The sequence below is a fragment of the Rhizobium jaguaris genome (assembly GCF_003627755.1).
Taxonomy (GTDB): domain Bacteria; phylum Pseudomonadota; class Alphaproteobacteria; order Rhizobiales; family Rhizobiaceae; genus Rhizobium; species Rhizobium jaguaris.
In genome coordinates this window covers 479908-493133 of record NZ_CP032696.1, presented here as the reverse complement: position 1 = coordinate 493133, position 13226 = coordinate 479908, and the positions used below count along the sequence as shown (strand labels likewise).

7 protein-coding genes and 4 pseudogenes are annotated in these 13226 nt (G+C 57.2%); 3 read left to right on the top strand and 8 right to left on the bottom strand.

Annotation, left to right across the window (positions count from 1 at the left end):
• Positions 1-11 precede the first annotated feature (11 nt).
• The 3 genes and pseudogenes from CCGE525_RS36570 to tnpC form a co-directional block, all read right to left on the bottom strand.
• Positions 12-6470 (bottom strand): non-ribosomal peptide synthetase, encoded by a 6459-nt coding sequence (locus CCGE525_RS36570; RefSeq protein WP_120709128.1) that lies wholly within the window; start codon positions 6468-6470, stop codon positions 12-14.
• Positions 6471-6981: 511 nt separating this feature from the next.
• Positions 6982-7590 carry a UPF0149 family protein gene (locus CCGE525_RS36565; protein ID WP_120709214.1) on the bottom strand — a complete coding sequence of 203 codons (609 nt, stop codon included), beginning with the start codon at positions 7588-7590 and terminating at the stop codon, positions 6982-6984.
• A gap of 93 nt (positions 7591-7683) precedes the next feature.
• Positions 7684-8391: pseudogene (tnpC, locus tag CCGE525_RS36560) on the bottom strand (IS66 family transposase); the annotation flags it as partial.
• Positions 8392-8514: 123 nt separating this feature from the next.
• Between tnpC and istA the strand changes: the two are divergent.
• Both istA and istB read left to right on the top strand, forming a co-directional pair.
• Positions 8515-9777, top strand: coding sequence for an IS21 family transposase (gene istA, locus CCGE525_RS36555; RefSeq protein ID WP_120709213.1), 1263 nt, complete (start codon positions 8515-8517; stop codon positions 9775-9777).
• Complete coding sequence (gene istB / locus CCGE525_RS36550) at positions 9774-10655, top strand: IS21-like element helper ATPase IstB (protein WP_120709127.1); 882 nt, start codon at positions 9774-9776, stop codon at positions 10653-10655. The genes istA and istB overlap by 4 nt, the downstream gene beginning before the upstream one ends.
• Before the next feature lie 39 nt (positions 10656-10694).
• Here the strand turns inward: istB and CCGE525_RS36545 are convergent.
• The 4 genes and pseudogenes from CCGE525_RS36545 to CCGE525_RS36530 all read right to left on the bottom strand — a co-directional run.
• Positions 10695-11624 (bottom strand): annotated as a pseudogene (locus CCGE525_RS36545) (IS66 family transposase); the annotation flags it as partial.
• Between the two features lie 75 nt (positions 11625-11699).
• The gene (gene tnpB, locus CCGE525_RS36540; protein WP_106999558.1) at positions 11700-12044 is read right to left on the bottom strand and encodes an IS66 family insertion sequence element accessory protein TnpB; all 345 of its coding nucleotides are present in this window, start codon (positions 12042-12044) and stop codon (positions 11700-11702) included.
• Positions 12041-12424, bottom strand: coding sequence for a transposase (locus CCGE525_RS36535; RefSeq protein WP_120709126.1), 384 nt, complete (start codon positions 12422-12424; stop codon positions 12041-12043). Before CCGE525_RS36535 ends, tnpB begins: the two co-directional genes overlap by 4 nt.
• Positions 12425-12441: 17 nt before the next feature.
• Positions 12442-12651: pseudogene (locus CCGE525_RS36530) on the bottom strand (transposase domain-containing protein); the annotation flags it as partial.
• A 37-nt stretch (positions 12652-12688) separates the two neighbouring features.
• Here CCGE525_RS36530 and CCGE525_RS36525 point away from each other — a divergent pair.
• Positions 12689-12892, top strand: a pseudogene (locus CCGE525_RS36525) (transposase domain-containing protein); the annotation flags it as partial.
• On the opposite strand, the gene CCGE525_RS36520 reads toward CCGE525_RS36525, so the two are convergent.
• The gene (locus tag CCGE525_RS36520) at positions 12873-13106 is read right to left on the bottom strand and encodes a DUF6429 family protein (RefSeq protein ID WP_120709125.1); all 234 of its coding nucleotides are present in this window, start codon (positions 13104-13106) and stop codon (positions 12873-12875) included. The pseudogene CCGE525_RS36525 and the gene CCGE525_RS36520 overlap by 20 nt on opposite strands.
• Between the last annotated feature and the right edge of the window lie 120 nt (positions 13107-13226).

Here is a 13226-nt window from a genome sequence, read left to right as displayed (position 1 = left end):
CTCCGGCGGGCTCATCCGTAGTTGGCTCGTTGTGCGGGCTCTCCTAATGCATCGACAGTCTGGAGGAGTTCGTCGCGGAAGATTGTGCAGAGATCGCGGGTCGTTTCGAAGCCGACTTGCCGTGGATCATATCTCGTTTCGATTCGTAGTTCACCCGATTGGTATCCGATGCGAAACCAGAAGAGGTAGTTCATAACTGACTGATCCATATCTTCGCCGAGCCACAATGGATCTGGATCCTTGCATAGCAGACGGCGGGGATAATGATGTTGTAGCCTAGCTCGATAGTTTAGCCCGATGCGGGGTAACGGCAGACGATCGATCCGCTCGCGCAAAGCAGGGTTCTGGTTCAAGAACTTCAGAGCACGGAAACCTATGCCTTGGCGCGGCAGTGAGCTGCGTTGCCGATATATGGAGCGGGCGCGGTCCAGGCGAGACTCCATTCCGGTAAGGAATAACGGAAGTGGCACCAGTTCACCGACGTAACCAATGATTTGAGACGGGTCGATATCCTCGAATAGATGTCCCCTCGTCGAGGTGAGGCTGTCAATCCAGAGGGAATAATTTCCAAAAGCGCGGCCAAATGCCCCCGAAATAGCCGCCAGCACGAGATCAAAATCCTCGCAATGTGCAGACCTCGCCGCAACCTTGAGAAGTTTCCCCGTTGTCTCCTCATTGATCCTTAGATGATATGTCGCCTGGTCTTTCCAGAGTGGCGTGCAGAAGTCTTCATCGATATGCTCCTCCGAGCCTGCATGATGGAGGCGTTTGGCCGTTTCGGTTGAAAAGCCCGCCGCACACGACCCGGCGTCGCTCACACCCATGTCAAATCGCTCATATCGAATGCCTTCCCAGTGCTCCAGCTCCGTTTCGGCTTCGCCATTCGCGTATTTGTCCAAACGCTTCAGCCATTGGGTCAGGGTCGTGTTCTCTGTAACCGCTCCGGTTTGGCCGGCAGCAAACGACTTGTAAGCTGCGTCCAGTGCACTCAGGAACAATCTGTATCCGACCCCGTCTGCTACGAAGTGATGCAGCAGAACGAGCAAATAGTAATCGCCGCTTTCCGACGTCCGGAAAGCTGAGACCCTGATAAGGGGTGTGCGACCGTCAAATCGAAACGAGCGCTGACGCTCCGCACAGGAGCGCTCAATGACCGCGCGTTGTTCCGATGTGTCTACACCGACAAGGTCTATTTCCTCTACGAGGGCTCGGGGTATCGATCCGATCGCCTGAGAGAGGCCGTTCTCTGTTTGCACGATTCGGAGCCTCAGTCCTTCCTCCCGGCCGGTGATATGCGCAAGCGCATGTTCAAGAGTGGAGACATTCAAGAGGCCGGCGGGCATGAAGAAGAGATCGCCGATGTTGTAGTGATCGCCGATTCCGACACGACTATTCCAATGTGAGACTGCAGGGGTCATTGGCAGCGGTTCATCGGAAACGGGCTCGGCATAAGTCGTGGCCGCGGACTGGTGCGTTGCCAGCTCGCGGATTGTTGGTGTCCGGTGCAGTTGGCTGACGGTCAAGTTCAGTCCCGCTTTACGCGCCAGTGTAACGCACCGCACGCTGAGGAGCGAATTTCCGCCGATATCAAAGAAGCTATCATCGATGCCGACAGATTTGGCGCCCAACAGCTCGTGCCAGATATCGGCAAGGAGTCGCTGCCTCTCCGTTCGCGGCTTAGCGGATTTGGTCCTTCGCATCTTGCGGGACGAGACGGAAGAGAGACGAGCCCGATCTATCTTCCCGCTCGCGGTGAGCGGCATACGGTGCACGATCCGAACATCCGACGGAATCATGTAGGAGGGCAGTGTCTGCCGCAGGTGGTTCACGATGGCTCCAGAGGTCAGGCCGTCGAGAGCTGGGACCACAAGGGCAACCAGTCGCCGATCATCGTCCTCGCCCTGGACAAATGCGGCGGCCTGCGCAACGCCGGAATGAGCGACGAGCGCGGCTTCAAGTTCCTCCAGCTCAATTCGGAAACCCCGAAGCTGAATTTGGTTATCTGCTCGACCGCAAATCTCCAGGAGGCCTTTGGCGGAGACGCGGGCGATATCACCGCTGCGATAAAGGATGCTGTATTGACTTTCGTCGTACGGATTTGAAACGAAACGGTGTTTTGTTCGCTCTGGATCCTTCCAATACCCGGTGCTCACGCAGCGTCCGGCAACGCAGAGTTCACCTGCGACTCCGACGGGAACCTGCTTCAAGTGTGCGTCAAGAACGTAGACTTTTACATTGTCGATCGGGCGCCCGACCGGCACAGCTGAAGAGCCGTCGTCGGCGTCTGATGTTCGGTACACTGCTGCATTGGACGCGCACTCGGTCGTGCCGTAAAAATTCCACAGCGGCACATCTGGAAAGCACTCTCGCCAGCGAATCGGAAGCGATGGCGGCATCAGTTCGGCGCTGCTTGTGACCAGGCGCAAGTTGGTTGTTTCCGGATGTCGCTTTTGAGAAGCGATTAAACCGGACAGAATGGGCGGAGCGGCAAACAACCGCGTGACGCGATGCTGTGCCAATGCCCTCAACAAGAGGTCGGGGTCGAGCACCTGCTCCTGCGTCAGGATCAGCGTGGGCACTCCCTTCAGCAGCCCTCCAAAATACTCCCATAGCGCGGCAATGAGTGTCGCTGACTTCTGTGCCACCATCACGTCGAAGCCGTCGAAAGGGAAGCATCGCCACATCCAGTTCAGCCGGTTGAGTATCGCAGATTCGGGTACGAGAACGCCCTTCGCCTTCCCAGTCGAGGATGAAGTGTAAATTAAGCTCGCTGCGTCCTGATTGGGCAACTCGACAGTTCGGTGCCAGACCCGGCCAGGGCCGGATGCAGCTTGGAGGACAGCCAGATCAACGCACGGCACGCCGAAATCCACCTCCGCGTCCGTGCCCGCATGAATAAGGAGCCTCGCGCCGCTATGTCTTACGATGTGGCCGACCCGTTCCCTTGGGTAATCAGGCGAGATCGGCACGATCGTTGCCTGCAAATTCCTGATTGCCAAGGTTGTTGCCGCTACATCCGGCGACCGGTCGACCAGCATGGCAACGATGTCACCCGCTCCCACCCCGCAAGTTCGCAGAAGCGACTGGATTGTAGCCATTCGGTGGTGCAGTTGGCCAAACGTGATTGCTCCGAACTCGCCGAAGTACGCCACCCGATCGCTGTTTGAAGCGCTTACCTGATTGAACGCCTCCACAAGCGAAGGCTCCTTCTCGAATGACTGCTCGTCGCCCTTGAGCGAGTTTAGGGTGGCGATTTCCGACGGGCTGGGGCCGCTCAGGGCGACAATCGACTCGGCAGACCTCTCGACACAGGCAGCAATGAGATGGCGAAGATTATCGGCCATGCGAGCGATCACATCGCTTGAGAATGTGTCTTGCGCATAAGCCAGTTGCATTGCAATTTCATCGCCTTCGTCTTGTGCATAAAGGGTAAGGTCGAACTTAACGTAACCCGTGTCGTATTCGCGAAATGTCAGTTCCAGATCGCGCTTGCCCGATGGCTCCGGAGGCTCGGAGTACATGTTGAACATGACTTGGAAGATCGGCGATCGACCATGTTCGCGCAGGAACCGGGTATCTCTGACCATCCAGCTGAATGGATAGTCCGAGTTCGCGATGGCATCGCTTATGAGGTCCTGCACGTGAGCTACGTGAGCCGCAAAAGACTGATTGATGTCGATCTTCGTTCGGATTGGCAGCATGTTGAGGAAAAAGCCCACGATTTCCTCGGTGCCTGGTTGGCTACGCACGACGTGCGGCATGCCAACGACAACGTCGTCTTGGCCGCTATACATGCGCAATAGAAGCTTGAAACATGCCAACAGGACAGCCGAAGTCGTGCACCTTTGCCGGCGCGCAAAGTCTCGCACGTGGTCAGACAGCTCGCCGCCAAGAAGAACCGCATGCGAGTTCCCGCGGTTGGAGCCCACTTTCGGCCGCACTCGATCGTTCCCGATCGAAAGTACAGGAGGATTGTCGCCTATTTGCCGACGCCAATAGCGGCGTTGGCCCTTCAACGACTCCGGCGTGACATTTGCACTTTCCCAGAGCGCATAGGTCGACAGTGATGGGCGATCCGTCGGAGAGAAGGCGGCGGCTTGGGAGTATCTCGTTTGCAAATCTCTGAGCAGGACCGAAATTGACCATGCATCTATGATGATTTCGTGCGCAGTTATCAGCACGAGGTGATCGTCCGCGCCAAGACGGATCATCCGCGCTCGAAACAAATGGCCCTGGCTGAGATCAAAAGGGTTGTTGAGCTCCGTCCGTCGCAGTTCCGACACAAGTTCCTCGGCCTGCTGTTCACTTAGGTGGGTGGCGTCTATCAACTCCAGATCGGCGCTCGGCGGATCATCAAAAATCTGAACCGGCCACTCTTCGTCGATGAAACGTGCGCGAAGCGCGTCATGCGTCTGAACAACGTCGCTCCAGGCTTTATTGAATGCGATCAGATCGATGGCACCTCGGATACGCACACCGCCCTGAATCATGTAGTTTTTTGCGGTCGGATCGAGCTGCCAGAGGAACCAAAGGTGTTCTTGCACTCGCGTCAGGGGTGATCGTTTGAGCTTCCCGCAAGCTGGTAGCACCGTCTGCGTCGTGCCGGATTGGCGCGATATCGATGCCGCAAGCGACCTGACGGTCCCATTCAGGACGATCCTGAAGTCCACCTTTGTCCCGAGCTGCCTCTGAACCTGAGCCAATATAAGCATCGCTCGGAGCGAGTCGCCTCCGAGATCCATAAATTGGTCGCTGACGCCGATATCCTTGATCCGAAGAACGCTGGACCAAATACGCCGTAGGGTGCTTTCGAGTTCCGTCTTTGGTTCCTCGAAGGGATTCGGCAGCTCCGGCCGAATGGTCGTCGGATCAGGCAAGGACGCGAGATCCACTTTCCCGTTTCGGGTAACAGGAATCCGGTCGATGCGAATGATGCGTTCCGGCAGCATGCAGGCAGGAAGCGCTTCGGCAACAAAGCTCCTGAGCTCACGCTCCGAAAGTTCGGCAGAAGCCGACACATAGGCCACGATTCGTCGTGGTTCCGTTTGTCGGTCGCTGTTGTTTATATCCCGAGCCGTGAGCTTCAAGCTCTCTGGGACCGGCGCAATAGCGGCGGCCGCATTTACCAAAGGATGGGCGCAGAGCCGAGACTCGATCTCTCCAAGTTCGATCCGGTGCCCGCGGATCTTGATCTGACGATCTCGTCGACCAAGGCACTCCAGCAGGCCGTCTGCCCTGAGGCGTCCGAGATCGCCGGTCTTGTAGAGCTGCCGATACGATGGGTGCTCCGAGAAGGGATTTGCCGAAAACGCTTCCATGGTACGCCCCTTATCGTTGACGTAACCATCAGCGACACCGGCTCCACTAACACAAATTTCCCCAACTTCCCCCGTCTTGCACAGACGCAACCCGTTGGCGACATACACCCTAAGGTTGGCAATCGGCTTACCGATGGGGACATATGCGTCGGCTGTGCTGGGCGGGAGAGATACCAAATGATGCGTAACTCCATCCGCACATTCGGTCGGGCCGTAGTGATTGAGAATTGGTATTTGAGGAAAGAGTGTCAGCCAACCGCGCGCCAATGCGGGCGTCAGCGGCTCGCCGACCGTGGACACCATGCGTAAGACGCCAAGAAGCCGCTCGTCGGCTGAGAGGGTCTGCAGATATTCGACGAATACCGCGAGCACCGATGGGACGAATTGGACAATTGTTACGCGATGTGCCTGCAGTGCCTCAAGAAGGGCCAACGGAGATCTCACGGTCGCATCATCTATGATCGCGACGCGACTGCCGACACATAACCCTGCCAAAAGCTGCCACAGTGAGATGTCAAAGCCGTGTGAAGCAGTTTGTGCAACACAGTCCTTATCGCTGAGCTCGAGTGCAACTATCTTGGCCGTTAAATGATTGTTTAAGCCTGCACGCTTGACCATTACTCCCTTGGGTTTGCCCGTCGAGCCGGACGTAAAAAGAATGTAGGCGAGGCGGCTTTCAACCGAAGTTGGCATCGCAGCAGAGGCACGGCCGCCGAGTAGCGCTGTCTGAACCGTTAAGAATTCTCGGCTGCAGTTGCCGTTTTCCTGAAACAGACCAAGCGCGTCAGGTCTTTCCGGCCCGATGACCAGGGTGCATTCACTCTGCTCGATCATCGAAGAAATGCGGGAGGCCGGCAAGGATGGATCGAGCGGCAAATATGTTGAGCCGCTTTTCAGAATTGCGACGACTGTGGTTGCCCAATGGAGGTTTCGTTCACCGCAATAGCCAATGACCTGCGCGCAGCGCTCCCGGAGCGTGCTCGCAATTCGATCCGACTGCACGCGCAGGTCACCATATGTCAGTTCTTCCCCACCGTGCTTAATCGCTATCCTGTCCGGGAACGACACGGCAATTTCATCTATAGCTGCGACTAAATCGATGAGCTGACTTCCGACAAATTCGGACTTCGCAGTCCGGCCTTCGTTAAGCATAAGTTTCCTCGTAGGTCGCGGCGGTGAGTTGCTCACCGCTGGCAATTCCTGTCCTGTCGAAATCGAGAAAGCTTCAAAAGTCATGCCAGTTATGCCGAGGCGCTCAGGCAAAAAACATCGTTGTGTTTCAATTGTTTAATGAAAGTGAGATAGGATTACATCGGACAGGGGCGTGTCGCGAAATTGACGAACCCGACAATGGAGGCGGCGCACTTGTGTTTTCTTGGAGGAGCGGGCAGGGCCATCAACGAACGACGGCGGGTGCAGGTTGTGGCACCGGTGTGCCGATAGGCGTTACGGTCACAATCTGCATTCTCCATTGCATTCAAAAACGGCGGAGACGAAACGCGGGGCTCTGTCGCGCCGTGTCGTTGGTTACCGGTATGACGGAATAAGCGTATCCGGCACGAGCGCCCCACGGCTATATTTATTGACGGCCTTGTCGCGTTTGCAGGCTCGTGGGATCTTCTGCAGTTATCAGCATAGGCATGATACTCATGCTGATAACTTACTAAGCCTGGTTTGCAGGAGCGGCGGGGTTAAAGCGCAGGGGCTTGCTATAGGCGTAAATGGCCTCGACGGCTTTGGGTAACGCTCGCCAGGCTTCTTTAAACAGTAGTTGGGGTTCCAGTGGCTTAGGGTAAGCCGTCGCAATGATCTCAGCCAGTTGCGGATTGGTGGTTTGCGTCAAGATGGTAAGGAGCGGCTCGCCGGCCTTCTTATCCGCAAACAGCGGTGCCCATTGCTCAAGGCTGAGGTTCATCGCGCCAAAGAACCCGTCCGCCCAATCATCAGCGAGAACCTCCTCGCCATCCGTACGCATGTAGATCGGCGCATAAGCACCAGCTCTGGTGAGCTGGTGTGCTATCAGGTTATAGTGATCAACGATCGTATCAATAACAGCCTGCATTTTGTTGCCGATGAATGCTCGCTGCTCGTGTTCGCCGACAACATGCCACATCCAGTCATTGGGCAGCAGGAAGACCGGCCCTGCGGCCAGCCCCGTCAGAAAGCCGTTCAACATGGAGACGCCCCTGCAATGCGGTGCTGGCTTGGCCGTGTCGAACCAGCCCTCCAGCTCGTCAAGGGACATTATCGGTAGGCGCCGGGGTTGTTTCACGCTGCTCTCGCCAAGGATTTCCCTTCCGCCTCTCGTTGCTTTTTCCAATTCCAGGCCAAAAGCTGGTCAAGCTCGTGGCTTTTCAGTAAGCGGTTAGCCGACGGCGTCTGGTTCGAAGTTCCATGGCATGAGCAGCTCAATATCAGCGGCTGGCCAGCGATTTGCGATGCGGGTGAGCGTTTGAGATAGCCAGGCAAGCGGATCGACGTTGTTCATTTTTGCCGTCTGTAGAAGTGTGGCGATCGTGGCCCATGTCTCTCCGCCGCCCTCGCTACCGGCAAAGAGACTATTCTTCCTCGTAATTGTTTGGGGTCGGATGGCACGCTCGACTATGTTGGAGTCGATTTCGACGCGACCGTCCGTCAAGAAGTGCTCCAGCGCCTCCCGGCGTGTCAGGGCGTAGCGTATCGCCTCCGCAGTCTTGGACTTTCCGGAGACTTTGGAGAGTTCCTTCTCCCACAAGTGGAAGAGATCGGCGACGATGCCAGCGGACGTCTCCTGACGACGTGTGGCACGGGTTTCGGCATCACTGCCGCGGATCTCGTCCTCGACCTTCCAAAGTTCCGTCATCGCTGTGATCGACGCTGTTGCAGCGTCATTAATGCCGCCGACATGCAGCTCGTAGAATTTTCGGCGTAAATGTGCCCAGCATCCGGCCAGCTTGATCGTTTCATTGCTGCCGGACTTGGCGCGCTCCTTGAGCATGCTGGTATAAGCCGAGTACCCATCCACTTGCAGGATGCCGCTGAACCCGGCGAGATGACGCGCGACACACTTGCTGTTGATACCGGATGAATACTCCCCAGAAGTGCCGTTTGAATCTTCCCCAGTTTAGCGTTGCCGCCGGTCTTCCGGGGCGCGCCCCGGAAGACCGGCGGCGCGTCATCACTGATACTGCTCTCGATGGTCGAGAGGGGAATGTCGGTGATCAAACTCGGGGAGATAGTCATGATTTTAGATTTGCACCGACAGGGGTTGTCGGTGTCGGCGATCGCCAGACAGACCAATGTCGATCGAAAGACAATTCGCAAATATATTGAGCGGGGTCTCGAGGCACCTGCTTATGGACCACGCAAGCCGCGGGCAACGGTGATTGATCCATTCACGGCTTATCTACGTGAACGGGTCGCTGCCTATCCCGGCCTGAGCGGCCGGCGGCTCCTGCGAGAGCTGAAGGAACGCGGATATGCCGGTGGCTACACGGCCGTCACGGACTTTCTCAGAGACGTCCGCCCGACCTCAGAGCAAGGCTTTGAAGTGCGGTTCGAAACGGCTCCCGGCGAACAGGCCCAGGTGGATTTCGCCCAGTTTCAGGTCATCTTCACCGATGAGCCGCTAACGCCGAGGATCGTCTGGCTGTTTTCCATGGTGTTGGGCCATAGCCGTCTCATCTGGGCGCGCTTTGCTATGCATCAGGATCTGCCGACAGTGCTGCGATGCCACGTGGCAGCGTTCGATGCGATCGGGGGCGTTCCGCGTGAGATCCTTTACGACCGAATGAAGACTGCGGTCATAGGGGAAGGCGAAACGGGCGGCATTGTTTATAACCGCGCTCTGCTCGATCTTGCTCGCCATTACGGCTTTCATCCAAAGGCCTGCAAAGCATATCGCGCCAAGACGAAGGGAAAGGTCGAGCGGCCATTCCGCTACATCCGTGAAGACTTCTTCCTGGCACGCTCGTTTCGCAACCTCGACGACCTCAACAGCCAGTTGCGGCATTGGCTTGATACGGTTGCCAATCCACGTGTGCATGCGACAACGCAGCGTGTCGTCATGGAGGCCTTCGCCGAGGAGCGTCATCATTTGCGGCCTTTGCCTCTGGCTCCGTTCCGATCCGTGTTGAGACTAGAGCGCAGGATCTCTCGAGAGGGCATGGTCAGCGTCGGTGGGAACGCCTACAGCGTGCCCGACGCTACCAGACGGCGGCTCGTCGAAGTTCACACCTTGGCCAATGAAGTTCGAATCTTCGAGGACGGTGCGTTGATCGCTGTGCATCCGGTGTTGGAAGGACGCCATCAACGCCGTGTCGAACCAGGACACAGAACCCTTCGCTCAGCGCCGCGATCGCGACCACACGTCAACAATGACGAGATCATTCTTCATGGAACAGGAGACAGGGTTACCCAGCGGCCGCTCGCCTTCTACGACGCCGTCGCCAGAGCTATGGCACAGGAGAACCGCACATGAGCGCCGCTCTCGATTCCGTGCCGTCGATGATCGACCGCATTCGCCATGACCTTGTCGGCTTGAAGATGCCACGGGCCCTTGAAGCACTCGACCATATTGTCCGGCGCCTGGAGCACGGCGAGCTGTCGGCGCTCGAAGCGATCGATATCCTGCTTTCCGAGGAGCTGACCCTGCGCGAGAACAGCCGTATCAAAACGGCACTGCGGATGGGTCGCCTGGCAACCATCAAAACACTCGCTGGCTTCGATTTCTCCTTCCAGCCCTCGCTCGATCGAGATCGGATCTTCACGCTTGCGCAGTTGGGGTTTGTCGACCGCCATGAGGTCGTCCATTTCCTTGGACCGCCCGGAACCGGCAAAAGCCATCTGGCGGTGGCGCTCGGCGTCGAAGCTGTCAAGGCCGGCAGGAGCGTCTACTTCTGCACGCTGGCCGATCTCATCGCGGCCCTGTCCAGGGCCGAACGCGAAGGACGGCTGCAAGAACGCATTCGCTTCTTCTGCAGGCCCAGTCTCCTGATCGTTGACGAGATCGGTTATCTCCCGGTCATCGCCGGTGGCGGAAATCTGTTCTTCCAGCTCGTCAACGCTCGCTACGAGAAAGGCGCGATGATCCTCACATCCAATCGCGGCTTTGCAGAATGGGGCGATGTTTTTGGAGACGCCGTGGTAGCAACGGCCCTCCTCGACAGACTTTTGCATCATGCCGTCGTCGTTCAAATCGAGGGATCAAGTTACCGGCTGCGCCAGCATGCCGAATTGATGCCGGAACACGTCCGCTCGAAAGCATTGATCACTCCGCCGTCCTTCGCCCCGCCGCCACGCCCTCGCGGAAGGCCACCGAAAAATACCCAATTCTCCACGTCGTCCGGGGCGGCATAATTGGGGAATTTTACTTCGGCACTTCTGGGGAAATTTCACTCGGCATTGACACTTGCCACCCCTGCTGTCTTCGAAGCGATAGGCAACCATCGGCGGGCCAGACCCGCCAAACGGTCGGTCATCGCAAGCGTAGGCCCATAACCACGCCTTCATCGTTCTACCAGAGCCGGGGACCAGCGTCGGTAAGGTGGTCTCGTCCGCAAAAACCCTCTCTCCGGCTTTGATGCGTTCCAAGATGTAATCCGCCAAGATCCGCAGCTCGAAGCCCAGATGCCCCATCCATTGGGCCATCAAGGAGCGGCTTAGAGCCACGCTGTCGCGCAGATAGATCGCCTCCTGGCGGTAGAGCGGAAGACCGTCGGCATATTTCGACACGGCGATATAGGCCAGCAACCGTTCGCTCGGCAGCCCACCTTCGATGATATGCGCGGGGGCCAAAGCCTGAAGCACGCCATCACGTTCGCGGAACGCATATTTCGGGCGGCGTGTGACGATGACCCTGAACTTCGGCGGTATGACATCAAGCCGCTCGGATCGGTCCTCGCCGATCAGAACCTTTTCCAAGCCTTGGCAGTCGTCGGGAATCTCCGGCTCAATCACTTCCTCGATGCGTTCGAGATGGGCGGCAAAACCTTTGCGAGGCCGCGCCTCCCTTTTTGGCCGCTCTTTGCCCACTTGGCCAAGTTCGCTATCAATCGCCGCAAGGCCAGTCTCGACCTCCTCAAACGCGAAGTCTATCTGCTCGTCGTTGATCGCCAGCCGCAGTCGCTCGGAGCGCGTCCCGTTTTGGGCCCGCTGCAAAACCTTCAAGATCGCCGTCAAAGTGGTGATCCGCTCGTCGGCTTTTTGTTGGACAGCCTTCATTCGGGCAATTTCGGCGTCAGTCGCAGCCTTCTCTGCGTTCAAAGCGATGATCATCGCTTTCAGCGCATCGACGTCGTCAGGAAGGTCTGGACCGGGTAAAACCATGCGCGTAATAGAGCATAGAATCAGCCGATTTCCCAACACTTACAGCAACATGATTCAACTTGCCGCACATCGTCATCAGCCGATCGAAAGTGGCCGGCGCACCTTGGCGGGGCGGATCTTTTTCCAATCCATTCCGGCTAGAAGTGCCATTAATTGCGCATGATCGAGACGGACGCGGGCAGCAGACGGGACAGGCCAGCAGAAGCCATTTTCTTCGATTATTTTGGCGTAAAGGCAGACCCCACTGCCGTCCCACCAAACAATGCGGATCCGGTCTGCACGTTTCGAGCGGAATACATAAAGAGCACCGTTAAAGGGGTCGAGGCCGCCATCGCGCACCAGGGCCATCAGCGAGGCCGCGCCTTTGCGGAAGTCGACCGGTTGGCACGACACATAGACCACGACACCCGAAGCGATCATGCTTGCCGTACCGCCCTGACGATGCCGCTCAGCAGCACCGGATCGATCGAAGCGCTGACGCGAAGTGTCGTGTCGCCCACCTGGATCTCGACAGTGTCCGTCCGCACCGCCTCGAAACGAGTAAAGGCCTTATCGTTTTCGGTTGCTTTCAGGCGCTGAACCGAACCAGACGCAAGCGCTGCTCGACGCCATCCAAAAAGCTGCGACGGGTCCATCCCATGGGCACGCGCGACCGCAGAGACATTAGCGCCAGGAGCGAGAGCTTGCTCCAAAATCAAAGCCTTGTCCTCATCAGAACGCAACTTCGGCTTTCGCCGCTTTCGCACCGGCTCCGCCGTCAGAATTTCGAACGTACGGCCATGATTCATATCTTCACTCATAGGATTCCCAGCATGATTCATGCTGAAAATGAGCGATTTCGCGTCTCGATGCTACGTGGGATGGCCTGTCCGCTTACGCTTTTCACGTCGTTGAAGACGATCTTTTCAAGGACGTCAACCAGCCATTTATAGGGATCAAGTCCGTTGAGCGGGGCTGTTTGAAGAAGAGACGCGAGGACCGCCCAGCTTTCTGCTCCCCCGCAACTGCCAGCAAACAGCGAGTTGCGCCTTCTATGGAAATATTTCCATAGGCGCCGGAATTGAACCTTCGCCGGTCCCAAGCGTGGAGCCGATCGTGCCGCCATCATGCTGACCTTCATCACCACCTGCCGTCTCAACGACGTCGACCCGAAGGCATGTCTCGCCGACGTGCTCGCCCGTATCGCCGATCTTCCCGTCTCTCACCTGCACGAACTACTGCCCTGGGAATGGAAGGCACAAAAGACCGCTATTGCGACGGCCGCGTAAACAGCTTCCGGAACGACGCTTCCGAGCGCTCCAGGCCTTCATCGGTCAACGCCAATGACTTCGACTTGTTGACTGGGTCGCCGATCATGCCCTTCTTGTGAAGCCGATCCGTCGTTACCCAATCAAAACCCTTCCAGGCGCAACGCTCGTTATGCAGCGCCAACCATAGCAACGCCAAAACTGCGTCGTCGATTTTGTCCTCATCGATCTCCATGAACCGATGTTACCACGCGCGACGCTCTAAATCCCGCGGTCCTGCTCGGCGTGCTCGGATGGATACGCTAAAGGGAACGTTATCCTGTTTGTAGATCTCAAGGCGTTACGTTAGGGAATT